The organism is Treponema sp., assembly GCF_017430385.1.
Classification (GTDB): domain Bacteria; phylum Spirochaetota; class Spirochaetia; order Treponematales; family Treponemataceae; genus Treponema_D.
In genome coordinates, this window is record NZ_JAFRNB010000043.1 from 1 (window position 1) to 24850 (window position 24850).

Here is a 24850-nt window from a genome sequence, read left to right on the forward strand (position 1 = left end):
GTCAGCGGTGTTGTAAATCGCAGTAATCATCATAGTGATGATCGTAGGACCCGCGTTTTTGATTATAAGCGAGCCAACCGGCTCAGAGAGCATTTTTTGAAGGGAAGTTTGATTTTGCATCAGGATTTATTATAAAAGAAAAATGAATTTTTACCAACCTGGATAGTGGGCGTATGAAAAACTTTGGCGGCTCCCCGCTTTCAGCGGGTCGGGCTTTTCGCCCTTACGCTTACGCTCCATACCGCTTCGCGGTACTGCTCCGCAGGGGCTACAATCCCTAGCCGAGTGTCGGACTTGAACCAAGTCTTCTGGTCGCAACTTCCTGTTGCTTCCGCCAGCCCCGCCTGCGTTCGCTGTCGGCGGCCTCCATGCCGCCTTTTCGCTGTCGCGCGCTCACTCCGGAGGTTGGTTCAAGATTTGCTTTTCAGAAATCTGTTTAAAATAAAAAAAGTCCTGCACTAAGCGGGACTTAAGAGCCGACTGTCGGACTTGAACCAACCACCTGCGCGTTACGAGGGCGCTGCTCTACCGGATGAGCTAAGTCGGCAAATTGTTTTTTTTGCCGACTTTTTGGTAGTTCTCAACCACCTGCGCGTTACGAGTGAACGACCGCACGCTCGCTACGGTCGTATCTACCGGATGAACTAAGTCGGCAAATAATTTTTTTTGCCGACTTTCGGTGGTTCTCAACCACCTGCGCGTTACGAGTGAACGACCGCACGCACCTGCTACGGTCGTATCTACCAGATAAGCTAAGTCGGCATGTGTGACGGCTGGAAACCAACCGTTAAAGTGAAAATATTTTATCAATTTTTTGGTGTCTGTGTCAATAATTCTCTAAGTTCTCACCGGAACATATTTACAGTAGTAAAGTATAGTGATATAATTTTTACGGAAGTGATTGATTCTGGTGGCTCTCCCAAACTCTAAGATTTTTAGAAAGGGAGGCTTGCTTATGACATGTGAACTTGTTATCGCAGTGGTGACTTGCGTCGCAACTGTTACAGGAACTGTTATAGCGTTGCTCTCTTACCTTCATAACAAAGATAAAGAGTAAAAAAATAGCCGCCAAAGTCTGATCCCCTTTTGGCGGCTTAAACCCTAAATGTGGAGATGACCCAAGAATTGGTCACTTCCTTATAGGCTAATATAAAAGCGAAACCTCAAAAAGTCAAGGCTTCGCTATCGTATTTTAGATTCCCACATAGGGAGCGGCGGCGAAGCCGCAAAAACAGTCCGGCGGACTGTTTTTAGCGAGTCTCCCGGAGAGCTATGCTCGTAGGGTATCCTTAAATACCCACGAAATGTGTATTCACTTTATCCTGAACGTAAGCAACGAACTCTTCGAGCTTCATTGTCTTCTGTTCGAGGCCGCTTGACTGGCGGAATCGGACTGAAACTGTTCGCTCTTTCTTTTCGTTCTCGCCGACAATCAGGATGTACGGAGTTTTATGCTCCTTTGTGATTGTCTTGATTTTTGAGCGCATGTTGTCTGTTGAAAGGTATGCGTTGCTTCGGATGTCTGCTGCCAAAAGAACATCGTTGACTTCCTTTGCGTAGTCGTCGAAGTCGTTTGTAACTGGAACAACTGCAGCCTGCTCGAATGCGAGCCATGTCGGGAAGGCTCCGGCAAAGTTTTCAATCAAGATACCCAGAAATCGCTCGAATGAGCCAAGAATTGCACGGTGGAGCATTACAGGGTGATGCTTCTGGTTGTCAGCACCGATGTAAGTTGCGTCCAGTCGTTCAGCAGATGGGAGCTGGAAGTCGGCCTGGATTGTACCGCACTGCCATTCTCGGCCCAAGCAATCGTAAAGCTTGAACTCAAGTTTTGGTCCGTAGAATGCGCCTTCGCCCGGCTGAATCTCGTAATTCAAGCCTGCTTCGTGGCAGGCATCGGCCAAAGCCTTTTCGGCACGTTCCCAAGTTGCCAAGTCACCAACATGGTCTTCCGGCATTGTAGAGAATTTTACTACAAGCTCGTCAAAGCCGAAGTCGTGGTAAACATTTTTGAGAAGCTTACAGAATTTTGCGACTTCTGAACCAACCTGCTCTTCTGTACAAAGAATGTGAGCGTCGTCCTGAACGAATCCGCGTACACGCATAACGCCGTGCAAAGTGCCGCTTGCTTCGTTTCGAACGTCGTGGCCGAATTCAGCTAAGCGCAAAGGCAAGTCCTTGTATGAGCGCTGGCGGCTCTTGAAAATCTCAAGGGCACCCGGACAGTTCATAGGTTTGATTGCGAACAAGCGTTTTTCGCTCTCTGTGATAAACATGTTGCGCTGGTAGTGATCCCAGTGACCGCTCCTCTCCCAAAGAGTGCGTGGCATGATTGCAGGAGTGTTTACTTCCTGATAGCCGTCGCGGCGAACCATTTTGCGCATGTAGTCCTGCATGGTGGTGTAGATTGTCCAGCCGTTAGGATGCCAGTAAACCTGACCCGGGTTTTCACTGTCTACATGGAACAAATCCATTTCGGTGCCCAGCTTTCGGTGGTCGCGCTTTTCGGCCTCGGCGAGCATTGTGAGATAATCTTTGAGATCGTTCGGCTTTGCAAAGCAGAGCGCGTAAACTCGTGTGAGCATTGGCCGGTTTGAGTCACCGCGCCAGTATGCACCTGCGATTTTGTCAATCTTGAATGCCTGTCCGTTGATTTCTTTTGTCGTTGCGACATGAGGGCCGCGGCACAAATCCAAATATCCGTCCTGCTCGTAAGTTGAGATTGTCTCGCCTTCTGGCAAATCTTTAATCAGCTCAAGTTTGTAAGGCTCATTTGCGAAAAGTTTGAGAGCTTCTTCTTTTGAAACTTCTTTGCGGACAAATTCTGCGCCCGTTGCAAGAATCTTTCGCATTTCTTTTTCAACTGCTGGGAAATCATCTTCGGTCAATTTGGTAGTGGCGGTGGTAAAATCGAAATCATAATAAAATCCGTTGTCGATAGCAGGGCCAATTGCGATTTTTGTCCCTGGAAACAAATGTGTGATGGCTTCCGCCATAACATGTGCGCAAGAGTGACGCACAATCTGAAGTTTTTCATCAACTGCCATAATTGTACCTTCTTTTCGGAACTGCCATTTCCGGCAGATTCCTTAAAATTTAAAATAATACACATAGGATAGTGTTTTATAGAAGAAAGTTCAACCTGCATTAAAAACAATGCCGCCCAGCCGTGGAGTTGTGGCGAAGCCAGTCGGGAGCGAAGCGGACGACCGAGGGTGACCGAGCAACGGAAGGGCGCAAGCACAAAAAATTCGCGCCTAATCTTTTCAGTTTATTTTTCCGATACTCAAATTATGGAAAATGGAAATAATTTTAGCGAAACCTTAATTCAGGCAATTGATACTAAGGCACAATGGTACGATTCAGAGGAACTGCCGCGCATTCTCGAAAATTACAGGCTCTTGCATACATGCGTAAAAGTCATTTTTGATTTCCTCGTAAAAAAAGCCCTGATTACGCCTGATCCATATAAACTCGATAAAAAAATATCTGACATCAAACCGCCTGAAAGCTCACAGTTCGTAGAAAATGAACGCTCCGTCATAATGGGCCAGCGTTTTTCTGACTATGAAAGCACCCTCGATTTTTTGTGCAATTATTATAAATTTTCCGTCGCCCAGCTTTCCCTTATCAACATTAAAAAAATCGTTGATTTAAATAATTCAATCTCATGGAATTCATTTTCCGCAAATTCAAACAAAATCAACACCAGAATTCTCGCGACTTTGGTTTTCTCTGCAAGGCAAAATAGCGATGCGCTCACTTCGAGCATGATAAATGACAATCTTTCAAAGGCATCGCACGCACTTTCAGACATAAATTCCGCATTAAAGGAATACACCGACTTTCAAAAAGAATGGTACAAGAGCCAGGTTCGCCGCACCGTGCTTCTTTCGCCAAATTTTGACGCAAACAAGGCATATTCAGATCCGGCTTCAGAACTCCAGCAAATCAAGAAGAATTTTGCATCAGGAATGGGTAAGGTTCCATTCTACAATGAGCTGATTGACGAAATCATTCAGGAAGATCAGGGCGAAAAAAAAGAAGAACTGCAGCAAAAACTTCTTTCAAAGCTCAATGTAACAAGAGAAAATGAAAAAAAGGCAGAAAAGAGAGTTGATACAAAGGCTCTGATTATAAGCGCACTGCAAGTTCTTGGCTCAATGCCGCCACAAATCGGTACAATCATGCAGAAAATTCAGGACAATCACGATGTACTTGAAAGCGAGCACAATTCTTTCATGGACAAACTCAAACGCGCGCTCAGAAAGGCATTCGGAATTGCTGAAAAACCGCTTTTCTACACAGTTTTCATCGTAGATCCGACGACAGGCGCAAAAAAGACGGAGAAAATCAATTATCAGACTTTCATGACCGACCTTGCAACAAAGGCTCGCCGATACGCATCGCTGACTCAGGCCAATTCACCGAATTTCAAGAAAATCACATCCATGCCGGAAGAAAAAATCGCAGAATTCGTCCACTCACAGATTTCAGACTGCAATCATGTCATGGTTCTGCTCAATTCGCTCGATGAATTCTTCAAGGGCGCGGCGAATCCAATTAACAAACCCAAGATTAAGGGGCTTAAAATCGATATTGCCACGCTCAAAAATTCTGTTGTGAAGGCAAATCAGCTGCGTGTAGAATATGTCTCTTATATAGAAGAAGAAGCGCAGATGCGAAAACTCGGAATCACGGGGTAAAAAGTCAGGAATTAAGAGTTAGGGGTTAGGATTTTTATAGGGGAAAAGCCTTTCCCCTGTGTCGCACTTCGTTGCGCCACACCCCATTCGCCTAGGGGGTACCCCTAAAACCCCAAAATCACTGAAACAAATTCGACTTTTGGCAGTTTTAATAGTATGATATATCTTATGAAACGAATTCTTTTTGTCCTTTTTTCAGTTTTTTTGCTTTCCAATCTTTCTTCTCAGGAAACGCCCGATGACGCTCAGATTGAAGAACTTGAAAAAAACGAAGCATCTGATGACAAAACAATCGTAGAATCCATTCAGCGCAATTTCACGATTCTTATGGCACAGCAGCCACTGAATCTTGATATCCACACATCGACATATTCAACCGAGGCACAGGTTCTTGATTCTCTTTATGACGGACTTTTTTCCTACAATCCAAAAAATCTTGATCCGCTTCCTGCCCTCGCCGAAAGCTATAAAATTTCCCGCGACAAAAAACGATGGACTTTCACGCTCCGTGATGATTTAGTCTTCTCTGATGGCGAAAAAATCACGGCTTACAGTGTAAGAAACGCATGGATTTCCCTGCTCAAAACCCCGAATGCTCCTTACGCCTCAATGCTCGACTGCATAAAAGGTGCGGAAGCTTTCAGAAACGGCGAAGCAGGCGAAAAAGATGTCGGAATCACGGTCCGAAATGACAAAACTCTTGTCATCACTCTCGTAAATCCGACGGCCCACCTTGCAAAACTTCTCTGCCACCACGCTTTTGCAGTCTGCAAAACCGACTCAAACGGCTTTACGGACACAAGTGTTTTCAGCGGAGCATTTATCATTAAAGAAAAGAACGAAAATTCACTGATTCTTGAAAAAAACGAAAAATACTGGGATGCAAAAAATGTGCATCTTCCGCAGATTACTTTGCTCCAGTCAAACGACCTCAAAGAAAATTCCTGGAAATTCAATGACGGCAGCGCGGACTGGATTAGCGGCATGATGGACACGAATGCCCTTCTCAACAAAAACACAATCCGAATCTCGGCGATTTTCGGCACGGAATACCTTTTCTTCTCTTGCAAGAACAAGCCCTGGGACGACGCGGATTTCAGAAACGCCCTTCTTACGGCCGTTCCGTGGGAAATTTTGCGCAAAAACGGGCTTGTTCAGGCGAAAACTTTGATTTATCCGCTCGCAGGCTATCATGGAGTCGAAGGAATAAGCGAGACATCTGCAGAGGATGCTCTTGAAATGATGCACGATGCTCGGGAAAAGCTCGGAATTTCACAGGACAAAAAACTTACTTTAACATTCGGAATCTCAGCCATCTCAGAACGGCAGAAATCTCAGGCTGAAATCCTAAAAAATGCCTGGGAACCGCTCGGCGTGGAGCTTAAAGTCCAGACAACTCCGGATGACCGCTACATCGATTCAATTTCCGGCTGGAACGCAGATCTTTTCAGCTATTCATGGATCGGAGACTTTGCCGACCCAATCGCATTTCTTGAACTTTTCCGAGGAGGCTCAACACTCAATCCTTCAAAATGGCAGAACGAAAAATTCGATGAGCTGATAAAAAAAGCTAACGAAACAACGGACAATTCGGAGCACTACAAATATCTTGCTCAGGCCGAACAAATTTTGCTAGATGACGGCGAAGTTTTGCCGATTACGCACTCAATCAGCCTTCACGCGCTCAATTTGCAGCAAGTCGGAGGCTGGTTCGTCAACGCGCTCGACATTCATCCTTACAAATACCTGTACTTCAAAGAAACAAAGGTTGAATCCGCACCAAATGTAATTTAACCGGGAAACGGAAAGAGGAAAGTGGAAACCTTGACTTACGATGCCGGGATGTTCATTGACACTTTTGAGCACGAGTACACTTGGCTCAACGGTTTCATGCGGAATGTCAGGCGATTCTCAGGAAAAGTTTCTCTGATTGACCCCGAAACGGACCGTCTCTGGACTTATCAGGCATTGAACTGCGAGGCAAACAAACTTGCAAATGCTTTACAGGCTTCCGGCATCCAGAAAAATGATGTCGTCATGATTGCTCTCAGGAACAGCCCGGAATTCTGCTTTTCATACATCGCTCCCCGCAAAATCGGCGCAATTCTTCTTGCCTCAAATTTCAATCTTGCCGGTGGAGAATTCGCAAGCCTGATTGAGCACAACAAGCCCAAAATCATAATTTATTCTGCGGACATAGCTCTGGCAATCAGTGAAGCCCAAAAAATCAGCCGGTTTCAGCCGAAAAAATTCATAATGGCGGACAATGCAGAAAATGCTCCGCTCCCGGAAGGCCACATTTCTTACGAAGATTTTGTAAAATTCGCTTCCACAGAAGAACCGAAAATCAACTTCCGGCCGCACATTTACGATGAAGTTCTCCGCCTATGCTCAAGCGGCACGACTTCTCTCCCAAAAAGCATTCCAATCAACGACATAAACGAGGTTCTCTCGGCACATGATGTAATCATGCACTACCCGCTCAACGAGAACGATGTCACAATGAACATGACGCCGTGGTTTCACAGGGGAGGCTGCCACTCAGGAGGTCCCTGCCCCACTTTCTATGCAGGAGCTACCGCCGTCATCATGCGTAAATTTCAGCCGGCAAACGCCCTCGAATGGGTTTCAAAATACAAAATCACTTTTTTGATGGGAAGCCCGCCAAACCTGCTTTTTCTTTACCGCGCGCAAAAAAAATCAAATTTCAATCTCAAAAGTCTCAAAGGTCTTATCACGATGGGTGCGCCGCTTTCAAAATCCGAGTGCATCCGCTACATGGAAGCGCTCACCCCAAACATTTTCAACGGCTACGGAACCACGGAAACATTCTGGAATTCATTTTTGCGCCCATACAATCTCCCGGACGGAGCAGGCTCTGTCGGCCCGGCCTGCATCGATGATGAAGTCCGTGTCGTAAGAATATTTGACGGAAAAAAAGCCGAGCCAACAGATTGCGTTCCGCCCGACAATCAGAGCGAGGGCGAAATCATAATCCACGCGCCCGCTAAATCAACATTCACTTACATCGGAAAAGAAGAGTTTGCCCGCGAAAAATTCTACAAAGGCTGGTTCTACACCGGCGACATCGGAGTTTGGAACGAAAATTTCATAGTGACTGTCCGCGGTCGAAAAGATGACATGATTATCACGAGTGCAGAAAACATTTACCCGGAACAAGTCGAAAAAGCACTGAACGAGCATCCAAAAGTTGAAGATTCCATCGTAGTCGGTGTCCCGGACAAAATCCGAGGTCAGGCAGTCGCGGCATACATCGTCGCAAAAGACAAGAGCCTCTCAATCTCAGAACTTTTTGACTTCTGCACAAAAAATCAGAATCTTGCAATCTACAAACGGCCGAGATATTTTGCGCTAATCGACGAACTTCCCAAAACAGCCACAGGCAAAAAACGGCGGAACATTCTAAAAATGCAGGCTGCAGAAGATTTGGAAAATGGAAAATTAAGGAAAGACTAGCTTTTGTCGATAATTAAAATATGTTGTACTATCTTGGTGGAATTTTAACTAATTATTTTGGACCTGCCCGCTTGCTGCAGTCTTACACAATTCTCATTGCGCTTGCACTTTACTCAGGCTTTTTAATCGTAAGGTATTTTTTGCCTTCATTTTATAATCTTTTGCCACACGACCGAGGCCGCGAATTTACTGTAAATGCCGAAGCCGCAAAAGGAAAGCCGACAGGTGCAGGAGTTGTCTGGGTCAGTGCGTTCGTTATCCTAAGCCTGATTTTTGTTCCGCTCGACTGGATGAAATGTTCCGTCCTGATTCTCACATGGCTCATGATGCTCACAGGCTATCTCGATGACCACTCAATCAACAGCTGGGGCGAATACCGCAAGGCACTTCTCGACCTTTTCATCGCAGTTTTTGCATCGATTCTTCTTGCATTTTATCTTATAAATTCATCTGCTGACCATAAAATCTATTTTTGGATTCCGTTCTTCACGCATGAAATCGAAATTTTGCCGGCAATTTTCGTAATAATCTCAACAATCATGATTTGGGCATCAATCAACACGACGAACTGCACGGACGGCGTTGACGGTCTTTCTTCAACACTTGTTCTTGTCGCTTTGATTACGATGGGCGTTGTTTTCTATTTTATTCTGGGACACAAAGATATCGCAGAATATCTTCTCGTCCCACACATTAAGGACGGAGCAGCCTGGGCTGTAATGACATTCGCGCTCTCAGGAGTCCTCATGGGATATCTCTGGCACAACGCATTCCCAAGCAATGTTCTCATGGGTGATGCTGGCAGCCGCGCTCTCGGATTCTACATCGGTGTTTGCGTAATGGTCACCAGAAACCCGTTCATCATTCTGGCAACTTCATCCCTGATTTTCATAAACGGCGGTCTTGGCTTGGTAAAAGTCTTCTTGAAACGCTTTTTGAAAATCTCAATCTTCACGAACATAAGATTTCCTCTCCACGACCACATGCGAAAAAATCACGGCTGGAGCCCGACTCAGGTTCTCATAAAATTCATGATTATCCAGCTTTTAATCACAGTAGCCGTTTTGGGAATTATCTTCAAAGTCCGATAAAATAAGAAGGGGGAAGCGGTTCAGGCATAGCCTTCACCGAGACTCGCTCAAAACCTGCCTCGCAGGTTTTGCCCCGCAAGCGGGTCGCTCCCTATCCCCCTCACTCCAACCGCTTCGCGTTTTCCGCTACCCCCTCTGCGGGGACACCCCGCAACGCCCCGTTTAGGCTTCGATAAACAACGCGCACAATGTCTCTGCATCGGCAATGATGTTGCGGACATAGCAGTATTCGTTCGGCTGATGACAAACCTCGTCCATCGTTGACCAGATTGCAGCGTTAAAGCCACAGCAACGAAGTTCTGCGCCTACAGTTCCGCCACCAATTCCAATCGGACGAGCTTCGAATCCATGAGCCTTTTTGATTGCAGCAGCAAGTTTCTTTACGACAGGAGCATCAACAGGTGTCGCAGGAGACTGCTGTGCCTGAGGCTCACTGACTTCAACCTTAACACCATATTTTGCTTCAACTTCTGCAACCCGCTTGCTTACTTCGGAACGAACCATGTCCAAAGAATATCTCGGCAAAATTCGGCAATCCATGTAAAACATGTCATCACCAGGAATAATGTTTACAGTCTCGACATTCGCTTCTTTTTTGGTCGGCTGGAAAGTCGAATAATTAGGATTGAACAAATCATCTTTTTCGTTGAAGAAATTTTCCAAATCGTTCAAGCGCAATGCAAAATCACAGGCTGCAAGATGCGCATTCTTTCCTTTGTTTGGCATTGAGCCGTGACTCTGCTGGCCGATTGTGTGAACTCTGAGCCAAAGAATGTTCTTTTCGGCAACTTCAATAGTCTCGCCCTTTTCGTCACCGCCATCAGGAATCAAAATCAAATCATGATTGTTAAAAAGCTCAGGATGCTTTCGGAGCAAATATTTGATTCCGTATTCCGAGCCAAATTCCTCATCTGCCATAAAAAGCAGCTTGATAGTGTGCTCTGGCGTAATTTTATTCTTGAGCAAAGCAAGAGCCGCAAAAACACCGCTTACCAAGCCCTGCTGATTATCCTCAACACCACGACCAATCAATTTGTCCTGTTTTTCATCATACTGAACTACGAACGGATCGCTTTTCCAGAGTTTTAAATCTCCCGGCGGAACTACATCCAGATGTGCCATTACCCAAATTGCATAATCATCGGATTTTCCAGGAATCGTAAGAACAACATTTGGCCGCACGCCAGAAGAAACGCGCTTATCAGGGGCATCAAAATGCTGCATCTGAGACTTGTCAAAGCCAGCCTCACAAAGCCATTTTTCGAGGGCAGCACATTTTTTGCTCTCACCGTCACCACCGCTTTCAGGTGAAATTGCAGGAATAGAGCTAAGAACGCGCTCCAGTTCAATCATCTGCTGACGACTGTTTTGAAGAGTAGATTTTAAATTTTCAAGAGTTTTCATTTTTTCTCCAGGATTTTTGAGGAATTTTAGAATTATTTTGCCTTTTCAAGCATTTCAATTGAATCGCCCGGCGAAGGGGAATCATCGCCGGCCATTTGAGCCTGAATTTGAGCTTCCATATCCTCAAAGAGTTTTTTGCATGAAGTTTTTATCGTATCGTAGAATCCGCTCGTAACTTTTATTTCATTTTCTTTGATTTCACGGACATAAAATACGATATTCAAGCTTTTTATCTGAGTGACGCGCCTATTGTCGGCCGTATAAGCCTCGTCGATTTCAACATTATCGTCTTCCTTATAGAAGCGTCGCCAGGTTCCAAGCTGCATTTTAAAAAAATCAACCGCCGCATCATAAGACATTCCAGCAGTGCTGATTTTATTGATTCGCTCAAGGATTTCGTTTGAATCCTCGCTAGGTTTGGCATTCTTTATGTCGCGTCTTGCCCAAGATTCTTCGGTTCGGTTTGTTGTGATACGAAACATTGGCTTCTCCCTTTCAAAATTATACCACAGATTGCCATAAAGACAACAGAAACCGCAATAAAAATTGGAACCATCAGTCTCTTTGCTTCAAGAGAAACAAACACCGCGTACAAATTAACAAATCCGAACACAGCAAAAACAACGAAAGCAAGGATATTGAAGAATTTGTCAGGAGTCTTTCCATGCAGGAAATATCCAACGCAAAGCCCAATTATGTCTGCGACCAAAAGTGCGACAGAAGAAGCCAGCCAGATTACGATTGTGTTTACATTGAGGCCGGTCGTAGCCCCAAAAGTGATTGCCGTAAGCTGCGTTTTGTCACCGAATTCCGCGATGAAGAAAATGCAGAAAACAGCCAGCGGAGCAAACTTTATTTTGCTTCCCGAAGACTCTTCTTCCTCACTCTCTTTCATCAAGGATGTAACCGAAAAGAAGAAGAAAGCAAGGCAGGCAATCAGCTTTACAATCCAGATGTGCGTGCTCAAAAATTCATTCAAAAGTCCGCCCGCAAGAACCGCGAGCGCATTAAGAACAAGAATTGAGGCCGTCGTTCCAATCAGAATGTCACGGACTTTATATTTTGATGTAAGCGCAATCAAAAGAAGCTGAGTTTTGTCGCCCATTTCCGCCACAAACACAGCAAGAAAGACGGTTAAACAAAGTGATAAAGAAATCAATTTTAGTACCTGAAAAGATTTTAATCCGCCAAAGACTGTCTGTATCGTTCGTACAAGAGAACGCCAGTCGCAACGCTGACATTAAGGCTGTCGATTTTACCGCAAGTCGGGATTGAAACGATGGAATCGCACTGCTCTTCAAGCAATCGGCTGATTCCAGTGCCTTCACTGCCCATGATAATGCATGTTTTTGGCGGGAAAGAAAGTTTTTGAACGCTCATCCCCCCTGCATCAGCGCCATAGACCCAAAAGCCTGCTTCCTTGATTTTCTGGACTGCCCGATTTAGATTTTTTGCGACACAATAAGGCACATAACTGCTTGCCCCGGCCGAACTTCGCGCAATGATTTCGTTGTCATTCACATTGTTCACGCTGTTTCGGTTTGGCATGATTGCAAGATTTACGCCGAACTGGTCACACGAACGCAAAATCGCACCAACATTGTGCGGGTCAGTGATTGAGTCAAGCACGAGAATCGTTGAATTCTCTTCAGAAAGAGCAGCCTGCGCAATCCAAGTATCAAAATTCACTTCGTTAGAGCCTGTATCAGAAGAACCCTCTGCACAAAGCACGATTCCGCGGTGATCCCGCGCAACCTCAGGCAAATTCCTTACGAGAGAGTCGAGCATTTTGTTATCACACTGACTCACAGGAATGCCCGCAGTTTTTGCGACATCAAGGATTTTCTTTACACGAGGCCCGATTTTTGAATAGCAAAGAGAAAGTCCGTCAATTTTGCCAGTTTCGCAGGCAGAACGAACCTTCTCTTCGATGGCATGAAAGCCTGTAATTGACTGTGCCATTATCTACCGCAGCACTTCTTGTATTTTTTGCCGCTTCCGCATGGGCATGGATCGTTACGACCGATTTTTGCGCCCTCGCGAACAACTGTCATTGGTTTTACAGAACCTACAGAGTAAAGCCACTCGCCATTGACTTTCTTGAAATATCCGATTTCGTGATGAATGTCACGCAAACCGCCTTTGTCAGTGTATGTAGCCTCAAACTCAACGATTCCTTCTTCGTCGCTTTCAGTACCTTTTTCTGTGCGAAGGATTTTGAGACCGTGCCAAGTAGAATTTTTTGCCCAGTCCTCAGTTGCCTTTCGGTCAATCTCAGCAATTTTCTCGCCCTCTTCACAAGAATTGATGATAAATTCAATTTCCTGTTTTTCGTAAGCACTGTATCGTGCGCGCATAAGAGCTTCTGCTGTAGGAGCCTTTGAAGTTCCTTTGATAATTGGCTCACAGCACTCTCCATATTTTTTTCCAGAGCCGCAAGGACACAAATCTTTTTCCGCCATTTTCTTTTCCTATAAAATTAAAGTCTAACCATTATAATGAATTTCTATTTTTTCATCAAATCCCGTACAGTCACGGAATCCAAATAGCCTTCAATTAATTCATCCAGTTTTGTCCACATTCCGATTGTACGACACTCAGCTTTTCTCGGGCACAGATCCGCACCTGTTTCAAGACAAGCTACAGGAGCAAGAGTGCCCTCAGTAAGCCGCAAAATATCACCAACCCTGTAATCTTCTGGAGCACGGTTGAGCTTGTAGCCGCCGCCCTTTCCATGAACGCCGTCCACAAAGCCGTTTTTTGAGAGCAAAGTCATAATCGACTCAATATATTTCTGTGAAATTTCCTGTCGCTCAGCAACATCTTTAAGCGGAATACGCTCTTCATCGCCATGTTCCGCCAAATCAATCAAAACTCTGAGCGCATATCGCCCTCGTGTAGAAACAATCATAAAAAAACCTCGTGCTAACTAGATAAATCTTTCAACCTAGTATAACACGAGGTATAAAAAAATACAAATACTTGGGGGCTACGGCTAAAGCCGTCGCGAGCACTTTCGTTATCGTGCTCGTTTGGCTTTTCGGGGTTACGCTAAACGCTCCATTGCCTTCGGCAACTAACGCCCCTACAATCCCTAGTCCTTAGTCAGCAAACAATGGAGTTGAGAGGTATCGGTCGCCAGTGTCCGGCAAGAGAACAACGATATTCTTACCTTTGTTCTCCGGACGCTTTGCAACTTCGATTGCTGCCCACAAAGCAGCTCCAGAAGAGATTCCGACCAGAACGCCTTCTTTTACACCGACCAGGCGGCCAGTCTTGAAAGCGTCATCATTCTCAACGGCAATGATTTCGTCATAAACTTTTGTATCGAGAACATCCGGCACGAATCCTGCACCAATTCCCTGAATTTTGTGTGCGCCCGCAACACCAGTTGAAAGCACAGCAGAAGATTTTGGCTCAACAGCCACAACTTTTACATCCTTGTTCTTTGATTTCAAGAACTGACCAACACCAGTAACAGTACCGCCAGTACCAACACCAGCAACGAAAATGTCAACTTTTCCGTCTGTGTCGTCCCAAATCTCAGGACCAGTGCCTTCAAAATGAGCCTTCGGGTTAGCCGGGTTCACGAACTGACCTGCGATAAAGCTGTTCGGAGTTGTAGCCTTGATTTCTTCAGCCTTAGCAATTGCGCCTTTCATGCCTTTTGCACCTTCTGAAAGAACAAGTTCAGCACCATAAGCCTTCATCAACTGACGGCGTTCAACACTCATCGTATCAGGCATAACGATGATAACACGATAGCCGCGTGCAGCAGCAACCGAAGCCAAACCAATACCAGTATTTCCAGAAGTAGGCTCGATAATTGTGCTTCCTTCCTTCAAAATGCCCTTTGCCTCAGCGTCATCAAGCATAGCCTTAGCAACGCGGTCCTTAACACTTCCAGCAGGATTGAAATATTCAAGTTTTGCAATAACTTTAGCTTCAAGATTAAATTCTTTCTCAATATGAGAGAGTTCCAAAAGCGGTGTGTGTCCAATCAACTCGTCCGATGATTTGTAAATTTTTGCCATATTAACTCCTTTTAAATTAAAGATTCCGTTTTAGCGAAATTCTCCATCAATTTAATTCTGATAATGATAGTCTACCCTTTATTACCTAGCATGTCAATAGGTAATAAAAGATTTTTTGTTTTTATTTTTCTTTTCAGATTTTTTTTACATAATTTCAATTTTCGTGTTATAATTATCTTTATGGATGCAAATTACTACGACTATCTGACTGGGCTTCCAACGATGACCTACTTCTTTGAAATTTCCCAAGCCCGCAAAGATTCAATTACCAAAGAACTCGGCCAGCCCAACCTGGTATTTCTCAACCTTCACGGAATGAAATCCTATAACCAGCGATTTGGCTTTGCGCAAGGAAATGAATTCCTAAAATCTTTTGCATCCCTTTTTTCCCGCTATTTTGGCAACGATAACTGTTGCAGATTGGGTGGTGTTCATTTTGCAGCCATCTCCAATGACAACAATCTCGAAGACACTCTCAATCGATTTTCCGAAGAATTCCACAATATTTTCTCCGATTATGATATCTATCCTCATATTGGTGTCTATCAGTTCCAAAATGAAGATGTCAGCATAAATGTTGCCTGTGACCGCGCAAAGCTTGCCTGTGACACACTCAAAAACAGCCACAATTTCGGAATCAGCTATTACAATCAGGCAATCCGCCACGCCGAAGAAAATCACCGCTACATCATCGAAAATCTCAACAAAGCAATTGCCGAACGATGGATAACAGTCTACTACCAGCCGATTGTCCGTGCTGTAAACGGCAAAGTCTGCGATGAGGAAGCCCTTGCCCGCTGGATTGATCCGGTTAAAGGCTTTTTGTCGCCAGCCGATTTTATCCCCATTCTCGAAGAAGAAAAACTTATTTACAAACTCGATCTTTATGTGCTTGAACGAGCAATCGAAAAAATGAAGCACTTTGAGGCACTCGGAATAACAGCCGTATCGCACTCAATCAATCTTTCCCGCTCCGATTTTGAAGTCTGCGACATCGTAGAGGAAATCCGAACGCGTGTAGACATCGCAGGCATCCCTCGGAGTAAAATCAACATTGAAATTACCGAAAGCATAATCGGAAGCGACTTTGATTTCATAACAAAACAAATCAACCGGTTCAAGGAACTTGGCTTTCAAGTCTGGATGGACGATTTTGGTGCCGGTTATTCAACGCTCAATGTTCTCAAAGGAATTCCGTTCGACCTCATAAAGTTCGACATGAGTTTCATGCGGAATTTCGATAAAAAAGACAACGGCAAGATTATCCTCGCCGAACTGATGAAAATGGCATTCTCAATCGGCGTTGACACCGTATGCGAAGGCGTTGAAAGCGAAGAGCAGCTCCAGTTCCTCAAAGAAATCGGCTGCTCAAAAATTCAAGGCTATTATTATTGCAAACCTATTCCAACATCACAAATCTTCGAACGAATCGAAAAGAAAATCAACATCGGCTTTGAAAATCCCAAAGAAACCAGATATTACGAGACAATTGGCAGGGTAAACCTCCACGATTTGGCCGTCATCACTTATGGCAACGAAAAAGACTTCAACAATGTTTACAACATGCTGCCAATGACAATCCTCGAAGTCAGGCCTGACGACATAACTTTTATCCGCTCAAACCAGTCATACCGCAACTTTTTTACCCGCTGCTTCGGAGTCACTCTCAAAGCCACACCTATTCCTATTCAAATCGTACAGCAAAGTGCCGGGGCAACTTTCCTAAAAACAGTTCAGCAAGTAGCAAAAGACGGCAAGCGAACTTTCATCGACGAAATTTTACCAGACGGCTCGGTCGCAAACTTCTTTCTCCGCCGACTTACAGAAAATCCCGTTACAAAAACAATCGCAATGGCAGTTTGCGTGCTTTCCATCACTGACAAATCTCAGAACTCAAGCTATGCAAGCATAACAAAAGCACTTGCAGCCGATTATTTCAACCTCTTCTATGTCAATCTTGAAACCGAAGAATTTATCGAATACTACTCCGGGCTTGGCGAAGAAATAATGTCAACAGAACGGCACGGATCTAACTTTTTTAACCAGGCACGAAATGATGCACGAATCTACCTTTATGAAGAAGACCAGGACATGTTCTGTGCAGCCCTCACAAAAGAAAATATCCTCAACGAACTGGATGCGCACGGCCGCTTCTCAATAACTTACCGACTCATAGACAACAACGAACCATTCTATGTAAACATGAAAATCATGAGGATGCAGCAGGACAACAAACACATCATTCTCGCAGTAAGCAACATAGATTCACAAATGAAACAACGAGAACTTCTTGAACAAGCACGGAACGAGCAGATTTTTTACTCAAGGCTCATGTCGCTTTCCGGGGATTTTATCGCCATGTATATCGTTGATCCAAAAACTGAGCAATACAATGAATACAATTCAAACGAAGCTTTCAACGAATACGGACTTGCAAAACAAGGCGAAAATTTCTTCGCTACCACTTACAAAGAATCCGAAAAACTCCTTCCGCCCGAAGATTTTAAACTTCTCAAAGAATATTTTACAAAGGAAAATGTTCTGGCTGAAATTGCTAAAAAAGGTGTCTTTGCACTTCAATACCGAATTTCCCACAAAGGTGAATTCAAGCCAATCAGTCTCCGGGCGTCACTTGTAAAAGAAAATGGTGAAGACAAAATAGTCGTAGGAATCAGACTTTAATTAATAGAATATAAAAAATGGGGGCTACCGTCGTAGCCCATCCATCAAACTTTGAATTATTTTACTGCTGCAAATCCGTTCTCCAAATCAGCGATAATGTCATCAACATGCTCTGTGCCGATTGAAAGACGAATTGTGCTCTGAGTAATTCCCTGATCAGCCAATTCTTCATCAGTAAGCTGAGAATGTGTTGTTGTTGCCGGATGAATGACAAGAGACTTAACATCAGCGACATTTGCCAAAAGACTGAAAATCTTAAGATTATCGATGAAAGCCCAAGCCGCATCTTTTCCGCCCTTAATCTCAAAAGTGAAGATTGAAGCACCGCCATTCGGGAAATATTTCTCATAAAGAGCATGATCCGGATGGTCAGCGAGAGAAGGATGATTTACCTTCTGAACTTTCGGATGTTTGCTCAAGAAGTCAACGATTTTCTTTGTATTCTCAACATGTCGGTCAAGGCGGAGTGACAAAGTTTCAACGCCCTGCAAAAGAAGGAACGCATTGAACGGGCTGATTGTTGCTCCCTGGTCACGGAGAAGAATTGCGCGGATATAAGTAACAAATGCAGCAGGTCCAACTGCATCAGCAAAAGAAATTCCATGATAGCTTGGGTTCGGAGCTGCAATCGGAGCATATTTTCCGCTCTTCTTCCAGTCAAATTTTCCAGAATCCACGATGATTCCGCCCAAAGTTGTTCCGTGGCCCCCCAGAAATTTTGTTGCTGAATGAACAACAATGTCAGCTCCATGCTCAATCGGACGAATCAAATACGGAGTTCCGAAAGTGTTATCGATTACAAGCGGAAGTCCATGTTTGTGTGCGATTTCAGCAATTTTGTCGATGTCCGGGATATCTGAGTTTGGATTTCCCAAAGTTTCAAGATAAACAGCTTTTGTATTTGGTTTGATTGCAGATTCAACTTCTGAGAGATTGTGTGCGTCTACGAAAGTTGTTTCAATTCCGTACCCTTTCAAAGTATGAGCCAGAAGATTGTAAGTACCGCCATAAATCGTTTTCTGAGCAACGATGTGATCTCCGGCCTGAGCCAAAGCCTCAATTGTATATGTGATTGCGGCAGCTCCCGAAGCAACAGCAAGAGCCGCAACACCGCCTTCCAAAGCCGCAACTCTCTTTTCAAGCACATCCTGAGTAGAGTTTGTCAGTCGGCCATAAATATTTCCTGCATCAGCCAATCCAAATCGGTCAGCTGCGTGTTTTGAATTGTGGAAAACATAAGAAGTTGTCTGATAAATAGGAACTGCGCGTGCGTCTGTTGTTGGATCAGCCTGTTCCTGTCCTACATGAAGCTGTAATGTCTCGAAATGAAGTTTATTTGCCATAATTTTTCTCCTTTTTGAAAACTATTTATATTTTTTCCTATCCCTACTAAGCTAGTAGGTAACTACAATATAAAACTATTTGCCTAGTTTGTCAATGGGTAGAGAGCAAAAATTTATCTTTTCGAATTTTTAGCGAATCCGAAAAAAACTATGACTTTTTTGACAAAAACAAACCTAGATTTCTTAAAATTTAAAAAAATAAAGCCGCCCCTGTATTAAGGAGCGGCTGCGCATAACGATATAGATTATGCCTCTGCTGGAGCTTCTTCTGTTGCAGGTGCTGCAGCTGCTGCTGCGGCTTTGCTAGCTCTAGCTTCTTTGCGTGCAATGTTCTTCAACTGAGCGTTGCAGATTTTGCATACTTTTACAGTGTTTCCATCAATTTCTTTCTCATAAAGAACTTTGATGTTTTCATTTCCACAGCGTGGGCATTTTCCACGACCGTGATTAGGTTCAGTACGAACTCCAGTTCCACGATGTGCCTTAGACATACTTAACTCCTTTATTTAGCTTCTTCAGCAGGAGCTGCTTTCTCTGCAGTCTTAGCTTTTGATGCAGCTTTTTTTGCAGGAGTTTTTTTAGCAGCTGGTTTCTTCTCTTCAGTTTTTTTAGCTTTAGCTGATGAGTCATCTTCGCTTGATGGCAACTTGTAGTCTACCAATTCAAGAATTACAACATCAGCGGCATCACCCTGTCGGAAACCGAGTTTAAGGATGCGTGTATAACCACCATTGCGATCCTTCATGCGAGGACCAATTTCTGTGAAGAGTTTGTTCAAGATTTTCTCGTCCTGAATAAACTTAGCGGCAGTTCGGCGGTTGTGTACAGAATCTACTTTACCGCGTGTAATCAACTTTTCAGCAGCCTTACGAACTTCCTTCGCCTTAGCTTTTGTAGTTGTAATGCGCTCAAATCTGAAAAGTGAAGTTACCATGTTTCGCGCCATTGCACGCTGATGAGCGGCTGTGCGTGAAAGTGGATTAAATCCTGTTTTATTTCTCATTGGATTCTTCCTTTTGTGCTGGCTTTGTCAAATTGACCGAATTTTTAAGATGGCTGTAATCAGTCATTCCCAAGTTCAAGTTCCATTCAAGGAGCTTTTCTTTGATTTCTGTAAGAGACTTTTTACCGAAGTTTCGTGTCTTGGCAATGTCATCTTCAGTTTTTCGTGTCAATTCGCCGATTGTGCGAATATTCGCATTTTTAAGACAATTTGATGAACGAACAGAAAGCTCAAGCTCCTCTACAGGAGTGTTAAGCAACTGACGAATCTTCTCGTCGCCCTCATCAAAATCATCGCCACCAGAAATATCACTGTCATTGAAGTTTACAAAAACAGAGAAATGATCTTTCGCAATTTTTGCAGCTTCTGCAAGAGCATCTTCCGGTGAAATAGTTCCATCAGTCCATACTTCAAGAACAAGCTTGTCATAATCATTGCGCTCACCTACACGGCAAGGCTCAATCATGTACTTAACTTTTGTAACAGGAGTAAAAATAGCATCCATCGAAATTACATGTGCATCACCAAATTCGACATATCGCTCATTTACTTCTGCTGGAACATAACCTCGTCCCAAGTCAACTTGAATCTCGAACTCAACATGAGCACCATCCATCATTGTGAAAATTGGCTCATCTTTTGTAAGAATTTCAAGCTGTCCTTCTTTTGTAAAATCATCGGACTTGACAGTGCCAGGGCCTTTGAAATCAAAAAGAAGTGTATCCTGCTCGACATCTTCCGGAAGTCTCAATCGCATAAGTTTGAGGCTGTTCAAGATCTCAAGAGTATCTTCTGAAACATTTGGAATTGCTTCAAACTCACTTGAAATAACATGCGGAACACCGTCAGGATCGTAAGAAGTGATTCTTACTGAGGAAATTGCATATCCTTGAATAGAAGAAAGAAGTACACGTCGGAGTGTATTTCCAATTGTTGTACCAAAACCTGTCTCAAAAGGATAAGCTGTAAACTTTCCGTAATTTGGATTTGTTTCAAGAGGATCGAACTGAACGGTTTTTGGTTTTTTAAAACCTTTCAGCAAATTCTTTCGAGCCATCTGAACTCCTTGTTAATACTATAGCCCATAAGATGAGCTATTTTTCCATTCAGAAGATTTTCACCCTCTGACTTCACAACTATCTGATAGTAACCATGCTTTTTAAAGCACAATAATTCACTAAGACAGGAAAGAATTCCTGCCCTGGTGAAATAAAGTTACATACGGCGTGTTTTTCGAGGACGACATCCGTTGTGCGGAATTGGTGTTGTATCAGCGATTGATTTTACTTTCAATCCCAATGCACCAAGAGCGCGAACAGCGTTCTCACGACCCATTCCTGGACCTTTTACAAAAACATGAACCTCACGAAGGCCATAGCTTACAGCCTTCTGAACTGCTGACTCAGCAACTGTCTGAGCAGCAAATGGTGTTGATTTTTTTGCGCCACGGAATCCGAGTCCGCCAGAAGATGCCCAAGAAAGAGCATTTCCGTTCAAATCTGTAATAGTTACGATAGTATTGTTGAACGTAGCCTGGATATAAACATTTCCCTCGTATACGCTCTTCTTTTCCTTTCGCTTTTTTGCGGTTGCCATTAACCATTCCTCCGTCTAATTAGACTGCCTTTTTCTTGTTAGCAACAGTCTTCTTCTTACCTTTTCGTGTGCGCGCATTTGTGCGTGTGCGCTGACCACGGCATGGCAAGCCTTTTCGATGACGAAGACCACGGTAACAACCGATGTCCATCAAGCGTTTGATGTTAAGACCAATTTCTGAGCGAAGATGACCTTCAACCTTGTACTCTGTGTCAATCAAAGTACGGATTTTTGCCAATTCGTCCTGATCCAAATCGTTAATCATTTTGTTTGGATCAACCTTTGTCTTTTCACAAATTGTCATTGCTGATGAACGACCAATACCGTAAATGTAGGTCAATGCAACAAAGACATGTTTATTTGGGAGATCAACTCCCGCAATTCGAGCCATCTGTTACTCCTTAACCCTGCTTCTGCTTATGCTTCGGATTTGAACAAATGATACGGATGATTCCGTTTCGTTTGATAACCTTACACTTATCGCAGATGGGCTTTACGCTGGTTCGTACTTTCATAAAAGTCCCCCTGAGGATAGATACACTTATCTTGAATCATGGCAGTTCGCAATGAACTACAATTCAAGTCCAATGAGTATAACAAAAATCCTCAACTTATTCTACATATAAACCAAGAAATTCAAGCAAATTTGATAAAAATTCCTCAAATTTGTTTGCCAAATTTGAGGAATCAGTTGAAATTACAAGTTTCTTGATCTTAATTTGCCTTTCTTAACAAGACCTTCTGAATGGTGCATTTTAAGAAGAGCTTCAACCTGACTCATTGTATCCAAATCAACACCAACCAAAATCAAGAGCGAGGTGCCACCCATCAGCATTGAGATTGACTGCGGGAAGCCAAAAAGATTCTGGATGATTGTCGGAAGAACTGCGATTGCAGCCAGATAAAGAGATCCAGGCAATACAAGTCTGTTCAGAACTTTCTGCATATACTCTTCAGTTTTATCGGTTCTGATTCCAGGGATAGAACCACCGTTTTCACGGATGTTCTTTGCAATTTCAGTAGGGTTCAGTGTTACCTGAGTGTAGAAGTAAGCAAAGAAGATAATCAACAGAACAAGAAGAATATTGTAGAGCCAACCAGTTGGATTTAACTTTGCAGAGAGCGAAGCTATCCAGCGAGCTGAATTCTGATTATTACCAAGACTAGAAACAACCTGCAACGGGAATGTCAAAAACGATGATGCGAAGATTACTGGAATAACTCCCGAAGGATTGATTTTGAATGGAATGTATGTGCTCTGACCGCCATACATTTTTCGACCAACTACACGCTTTGCATAGTGAACAGGAATCTTTCGCTCACCTGACTGTTCGTAAACAACAAAGGCGATGATTCCGACGAACATAAGCAAAACGATGATTACAAATACTGGGTTAAGAGAACCGTCTGAAACTCTGTTTCGGAGTTCAAGAACAGCGTGTGGTAATCGAGCAACGATACCAGCGAAAATCAACATAGAAATGCCATTTCCAATACCGTGTGCCGTAATCTGATCACCAAGCCAGATTGTAATCATTGCACCTGTTGTGACAGTGAGCATTGCAAGCAACTTGAAAGCAAGCTGATTCTCAATTGCGATAGCATTCGGAATGCTTGCCGCATAAACTGTCACGGCCAAAGACTGAATCAAACATACAAAAACTGTACCAATTCGAGTCCAAGCCGCAACTTTGCGCTGACCACCATCTTCCTGAGCTGCACGCTTAAGAGATGGGAAAATAATCAACGCAAGCTGCAAAATAATCTGTGTTGAAACATAAGGCATTACACCCAGCATGAACACAGAGAAATTTGAGAATGCACCACCGGCAAAGAAGTCCATGTAACTGGCAAACGCGTTTTTGTTATGCTTTGCAAGTTCCTCGAAATAATTTACAAGAACCTGAGCATTAATTCCCGGAATTGTGAGAACACAACCGAGACGAAAAACTACGAGTATAACAAAAGTAAAGAAAATGCGGCTTCGCAATTCTTTAATTCTGAACATATTTGCAATAGCATTGTTTGCCATTTGTTTCTCCAAAGACTTTCAATTTTAAATAGGAAGTCAGTTCAGCCTAAATAGACCGAACTGACCACCGTTTATTTTGATTCGCTTGATTCTTCAGCTACTTTTACAGAACCGCCAGCTTTTTCGATTTTAGCTTTTGCCGAAGCAGAAACCTTATCGACCTCAACTGTAAGGCTCTTAGTCAATTCACCGTTTCCGAGGATTTTGACCAAGCTTTTTGCTGATTTAATCAAACCTTTTGAAAGGAGAGCAGCCTTGTTTACAGTTTCTCCTGCTTCAAATTTCTGCTCAAGAACCTCAACATTGACTACATCATAAACTTTCTTGAAAGGATAGTTAGAGAAACCGCGGTGAGCGATGCGGCGGTAAAGCGGCATCTGACCACCTTCGAAGCCAACATACGGAACAGCAGAGCCTGAACGAGACTGCTGACCTTTGTTTCCCTTACCAGCTGTTGTACCAAGACCAGAAGAAGAACCGCGTCCTACTCTCTTTGGCTTTTTGTTTGCGCCCTCAGGTGCGGACAAAAGGAAATCAGACATTATTCAGCCTCCTCTACTTTAACAAGGTGAGCAACAGCATTTACCATACCGAGAACGGCAGGTGTTGCTTCATGTACAACTGAAGAGCTAATCTTTTTAAGACCAAGACTGCGGACAGTTGCCTTTTTTTCTGGTTTCTGACCGATAACGCTCTTAACGAGAGTAACTTTAATTTTCTTAGCCATAATTAACCCCACATATCCTGCAGAGATTTACCTCTGTTAGATGCAATTTCTTTAGCATCCATGAGATTCTCAAGAGCGTTGAATGTAGCGCGAACTACATTGACTGGGCTTGAAGATCCCAAAGACTTAGAAATAACATCAGTAGCTCCAATTGCATCCATGATAGCACGAACTGTACCACCAGCGATGATTCCAGTACCTGGACAAGCTGGTTTAAGAAGAATTGAAGAACTCTTATAGTTACCAAGCATCTCGTGTGGCAAAGTTCCGTTCTTTACAGGAACGAACATCAAGCTTCTCTTTGCCTTGTCGATGCTCTTTCGAATTGCCTCAGATACATCATTAGCTTTACCAAATCCATATCCAACGCGGCCTTTTCCGTCGCCTACAACTGTAAGAGCTGAGAAAGACATGCGGCGTCCACCTTTTACAGTTTTAGCTGTACGGTTCAGTCTTACGAGTTTTTCAACGAACTCTTTCTGTTCTTTTTCAAACTTATTCTGGCGTTCCATAGACTCTCCTAGAAAATGATACCTGCTTTGCGGGTTCCATCGGCAAGGGCCTTTACAACACCATGATACAGATAACCGTTGCGATCAAAGACTACAGTTGTAATCTTTTTATCCTGCAGGCGTTTTCCGAATGCTTCACCGAGCTTTGCTGCTCCCTCAGTGTTTGGCTTGAGGTCAGCAAATTCTTTTTCCAATGTAGAAATTGAAGCAAGGGTGTGTCCCTTATCATCATCAATAACCTGA

The 24850-nt window shown here is 43.7% G+C and carries 25 protein-coding genes and 1 tRNA gene; 5 read left to right on the forward strand and 21 right to left on the reverse strand.

Annotated features, from left to right (window positions below):
• Positions 1–474: 474 nt before the first annotated feature.
• Together IJJ71_RS03320 and thrS are read right to left on the reverse strand one after the other, a co-directional pair.
• Positions 475–547 (reverse strand) — tRNA-Thr (locus IJJ71_RS03320).
• Positions 548–1289: 742 nt separating this feature from the next.
• Entirely contained in the window at positions 1290–3047 is a 1758-nt protein-coding gene (gene thrS, locus IJJ71_RS03325; protein WP_296845306.1) for a threonine--tRNA ligase, read from the reverse strand.
• Positions 3048–3293: 246 nt separating this feature from the next.
• Here thrS and IJJ71_RS03330 point away from each other — a divergent pair, with 246 nt between their 5' ends.
• From IJJ71_RS03330 to IJJ71_RS03345, 4 genes are all read left to right on the forward strand, one after another.
• Entirely contained in the window at positions 3294–4706 is a 1413-nt protein-coding gene (locus IJJ71_RS03330; RefSeq protein ID WP_296845308.1) for a TP0584 family protein, read from the forward strand.
• A 168-nt stretch (positions 4707–4874) separates the two neighbouring features.
• The gene (locus tag IJJ71_RS03335) at positions 4875–6500 is read left to right on the forward strand and encodes a peptide ABC transporter substrate-binding protein (RefSeq protein WP_296845309.1); all 1626 of its coding nucleotides are present in this window, start codon (positions 4875–4877) and stop codon (positions 6498–6500) included.
• Positions 6501–6521: 21 nt separating this feature from the next.
• The gene (locus IJJ71_RS03340) at positions 6522–8183 is read left to right on the forward strand and encodes a class I adenylate-forming enzyme family protein (protein ID WP_296845311.1); all 1662 of its coding nucleotides are present in this window, start codon (positions 6522–6524) and stop codon (positions 8181–8183) included.
• 20 nt (positions 8184–8203) lie between these two features.
• Entirely contained in the window at positions 8204–9274 is a 1071-nt protein-coding gene (locus IJJ71_RS03345) for an MraY family glycosyltransferase (protein ID WP_296845312.1), read from the forward strand.
• A gap of 162 nt (positions 9275–9436) precedes the next feature.
• Here the strand turns inward: IJJ71_RS03345 and IJJ71_RS03350 are convergent, their stop codons facing one another.
• The 7 genes from IJJ71_RS03350 to cysK form a co-directional block, all read right to left on the reverse strand.
• Complete coding sequence (locus IJJ71_RS03350; protein WP_296845314.1) at positions 9437–10678, reverse strand: M20 family metallo-hydrolase; 1242 nt, start codon at positions 10676–10678, stop codon at positions 9437–9439.
• A gap of 32 nt (positions 10679–10710) precedes the next feature.
• Positions 10711–11160, reverse strand: a complete 450-nt coding sequence (locus tag IJJ71_RS03355; protein WP_296845317.1) for a hypothetical protein — start codon at positions 11158–11160, stop codon at positions 10711–10713.
• Entirely contained in the window at positions 11106–11837 is a 732-nt protein-coding gene (locus IJJ71_RS03360) for a TMEM165/GDT1 family protein (protein WP_296845318.1), read from the reverse strand. The genes IJJ71_RS03355 and IJJ71_RS03360 overlap by 55 nt, the downstream gene beginning before the upstream one ends.
• 20 nt (positions 11838–11857) lie before the next feature.
• Complete coding sequence (rlmB, locus tag IJJ71_RS03365; protein ID WP_296845319.1) at positions 11858–12640, reverse strand: 23S rRNA (guanosine(2251)-2'-O)-methyltransferase RlmB; 783 nt, start codon at positions 12638–12640, stop codon at positions 11858–11860.
• Positions 12640–13140, reverse strand: coding sequence for a YchJ family protein (locus IJJ71_RS03370; RefSeq protein WP_296845320.1), 501 nt, complete (start codon positions 13138–13140; stop codon positions 12640–12642). Before IJJ71_RS03370 ends, rlmB begins: the two co-directional genes overlap by 1 nt.
• 44 nt (positions 13141–13184) lie before the next feature.
• Positions 13185–13589, reverse strand: a complete 405-nt coding sequence (locus IJJ71_RS03375) for an RrF2 family transcriptional regulator (RefSeq protein WP_296845321.1) — start codon at positions 13587–13589, stop codon at positions 13185–13187.
• 190 nt (positions 13590–13779) lie between these two features.
• Positions 13780–14712 carry a cysteine synthase A gene (gene cysK / locus IJJ71_RS03380; RefSeq protein ID WP_296845322.1) on the reverse strand — a complete coding sequence of 311 codons (933 nt, stop codon included), beginning with the start codon at positions 14710–14712 and terminating at the stop codon, positions 13780–13782.
• Positions 14713–14892: 180 nt separating this feature from the next.
• On the opposite strand from cysK, the gene IJJ71_RS03385 reads away from it, so the two are divergent.
• Positions 14893–17394 carry an EAL domain-containing protein gene (locus tag IJJ71_RS03385; RefSeq protein ID WP_296845323.1) on the forward strand — a complete coding sequence of 834 codons (2502 nt, stop codon included), beginning with the start codon at positions 14893–14895 and terminating at the stop codon, positions 17392–17394.
• 56 nt (positions 17395–17450) lie between these two features.
• On the opposite strand, the gene IJJ71_RS03390 is transcribed toward IJJ71_RS03385, so the two are convergent.
• The 12 genes from IJJ71_RS03390 to rplR form a co-directional block, all read right to left on the reverse strand.
• On the reverse strand, positions 17451–18737 hold the full coding sequence (locus IJJ71_RS03390) for an O-acetylhomoserine aminocarboxypropyltransferase/cysteine synthase family protein (RefSeq protein ID WP_296845324.1): 1287 nt from the start codon (positions 18735–18737) through the stop codon (positions 17451–17453).
• A 245-nt stretch (positions 18738–18982) separates the two neighbouring features.
• Positions 18983–19228, reverse strand: coding sequence for a hypothetical protein (locus IJJ71_RS03395; protein ID WP_296845325.1), 246 nt, complete (start codon positions 19226–19228; stop codon positions 18983–18985).
• An 11-nt stretch (positions 19229–19239) separates the two neighbouring features.
• Positions 19240–19740, reverse strand: a complete 501-nt coding sequence (gene rplQ, locus IJJ71_RS03400; protein ID WP_296845327.1) for a 50S ribosomal protein L17 — start codon at positions 19738–19740, stop codon at positions 19240–19242.
• Entirely contained in the window at positions 19730–20797 is a 1068-nt protein-coding gene (locus IJJ71_RS03405; protein WP_296845328.1) for a DNA-directed RNA polymerase subunit alpha, read from the reverse strand. The genes rplQ and IJJ71_RS03405 overlap by 11 nt, the downstream gene beginning before the upstream one ends.
• A gap of 158 nt (positions 20798–20955) precedes the next feature.
• Complete coding sequence (rpsK, locus tag IJJ71_RS03410; RefSeq protein WP_296845329.1) at positions 20956–21336, reverse strand: 30S ribosomal protein S11; 381 nt, start codon at positions 21334–21336, stop codon at positions 20956–20958.
• A 19-nt stretch (positions 21337–21355) separates the two neighbouring features.
• Positions 21356–21727 carry a 30S ribosomal protein S13 gene (rpsM, locus tag IJJ71_RS03415; protein ID WP_296845330.1) on the reverse strand — a complete coding sequence of 124 codons (372 nt, stop codon included), beginning with the start codon at positions 21725–21727 and terminating at the stop codon, positions 21356–21358.
• A gap of 10 nt (positions 21728–21737) precedes the next feature.
• A complete protein-coding gene (gene rpmJ / locus IJJ71_RS03420; protein WP_184660867.1) occupies positions 21738–21851 on the reverse strand; it encodes a 50S ribosomal protein L36 in 114 nt (37 codons plus the stop codon).
• A gap of 182 nt (positions 21852–22033) precedes the next feature.
• On the reverse strand, positions 22034–23368 hold the full coding sequence (gene secY / locus IJJ71_RS03425) for a preprotein translocase subunit SecY (RefSeq protein ID WP_296845331.1): 1335 nt from the start codon (positions 23366–23368) through the stop codon (positions 22034–22036).
• A gap of 71 nt (positions 23369–23439) precedes the next feature.
• Entirely contained in the window at positions 23440–23910 is a 471-nt protein-coding gene (gene rplO / locus IJJ71_RS03430) for a 50S ribosomal protein L15 (RefSeq protein ID WP_296845332.1), read from the reverse strand.
• Positions 23910–24095, reverse strand: a complete 186-nt coding sequence (gene rpmD / locus IJJ71_RS03435; protein ID WP_184660861.1) for a 50S ribosomal protein L30 — start codon at positions 24093–24095, stop codon at positions 23910–23912. Before rpmD ends, rplO begins: the two co-directional genes overlap by 1 nt.
• 2 nt (positions 24096–24097) lie before the next feature.
• The gene (gene rpsE / locus IJJ71_RS03440) at positions 24098–24607 is read right to left on the reverse strand and encodes a 30S ribosomal protein S5 (protein ID WP_184660859.1); all 510 of its coding nucleotides are present in this window, start codon (positions 24605–24607) and stop codon (positions 24098–24100) included.
• Between the two features lie 8 nt (positions 24608–24615).
• Positions 24616–24850 (reverse strand): 50S ribosomal protein L18 (gene rplR, locus IJJ71_RS03445; RefSeq protein ID WP_296845333.1); only part of this gene is annotated, 235 nt, incomplete at its 5' end.

Excerpts from the sequence above, each read along its gene's own strand:
- thrS (WP_296845306.1), bottom strand. The coding sequence starts at position 3,047 with ATGGCAGTTGATGAAAAACTTCAGATTGTGCGTCACTCTTGCGCACAT.
- IJJ71_RS03330 (WP_296845308.1), top strand. The coding sequence starts at position 3,294 with ATGGAAAATGGAAATAATTTTAGCGAAACCTTAATTCAGGCAATTGAT.
- IJJ71_RS03335 (WP_296845309.1), top strand. The coding sequence starts at position 4,875 with ATGAAACGAATTCTTTTTGTCCTTTTTTCAGTTTTTTTGCTTTCCAAT.
- IJJ71_RS03345 (WP_296845312.1), top strand. The coding sequence starts at position 8,204 with ATGTTGTACTATCTTGGTGGAATTTTAACTAATTATTTTGGACCTGCC.
- IJJ71_RS03350 (WP_296845314.1), bottom strand. The coding sequence starts at position 10,678 with ATGAAAACTCTTGAAAATTTAAAATCTACTCTTCAAAACAGTCGTCAG.
- IJJ71_RS03355 (WP_296845317.1), bottom strand. The coding sequence starts at position 11,160 with ATGTTTCGTATCACAACAAACCGAACCGAAGAATCTTGGGCAAGACGC.
- rlmB (WP_296845319.1), bottom strand. The coding sequence starts at position 12,640 with ATGGCACAGTCAATTACAGGCTTTCATGCCATCGAAGAGAAGGTTCGT.
- IJJ71_RS03370 (WP_296845320.1), bottom strand. The coding sequence starts at position 13,140 with ATGGCGGAAAAAGATTTGTGTCCTTGCGGCTCTGGAAAAAAATATGGA.
- IJJ71_RS03375 (WP_296845321.1), bottom strand. The coding sequence starts at position 13,589 with ATGATTGTTTCTACACGAGGGCGATATGCGCTCAGAGTTTTGATTGAT.
- cysK (WP_296845322.1), bottom strand. The coding sequence starts at position 14,712 with ATGGCAAAAATTTACAAATCATCGGACGAGTTGATTGGACACACACCG.
- IJJ71_RS03385 (WP_296845323.1), top strand. The coding sequence starts at position 14,893 with ATGGATGCAAATTACTACGACTATCTGACTGGGCTTCCAACGATGACC.
- IJJ71_RS03390 (WP_296845324.1), bottom strand. The coding sequence starts at position 18,737 with ATGGCAAATAAACTTCATTTCGAGACATTACAGCTTCATGTAGGACAG.
- IJJ71_RS03395 (WP_296845325.1), bottom strand. The coding sequence starts at position 19,228 with ATGTCTAAGGCACATCGTGGAACTGGAGTTCGTACTGAACCTAATCAC.
- rplQ (WP_296845327.1), bottom strand. The coding sequence starts at position 19,740 with ATGAGAAATAAAACAGGATTTAATCCACTTTCACGCACAGCCGCTCAT.
- IJJ71_RS03405 (WP_296845328.1), bottom strand. The coding sequence starts at position 20,797 with ATGGCTCGAAAGAATTTGCTGAAAGGTTTTAAAAAACCAAAAACCGTT.
- rpsK (WP_296845329.1), bottom strand. The coding sequence starts at position 21,336 with ATGGCAACCGCAAAAAAGCGAAAGGAAAAGAAGAGCGTATACGAGGGA.
- rpsM (WP_296845330.1), bottom strand. The coding sequence starts at position 21,727 with ATGGCTCGAATTGCGGGAGTTGATCTCCCAAATAAACATGTCTTTGTT.
- rpmJ (WP_184660867.1), bottom strand. The coding sequence starts at position 21,851 with ATGAAAGTACGAACCAGCGTAAAGCCCATCTGCGATAAGTGTAAGGTT.
- secY (WP_296845331.1), bottom strand. The coding sequence starts at position 23,368 with ATGGCAAACAATGCTATTGCAAATATGTTCAGAATTAAAGAATTGCGA.
- rplO (WP_296845332.1), bottom strand. The coding sequence starts at position 23,910 with ATGTCTGATTTCCTTTTGTCCGCACCTGAGGGCGCAAACAAAAAGCCA.
- rpmD (WP_184660861.1), bottom strand. The coding sequence starts at position 24,095 with ATGGCTAAGAAAATTAAAGTTACTCTCGTTAAGAGCGTTATCGGTCAG.
- rpsE (WP_184660859.1), bottom strand. The coding sequence starts at position 24,607 with ATGGAACGCCAGAATAAGTTTGAAAAAGAACAGAAAGAGTTCGTTGAA.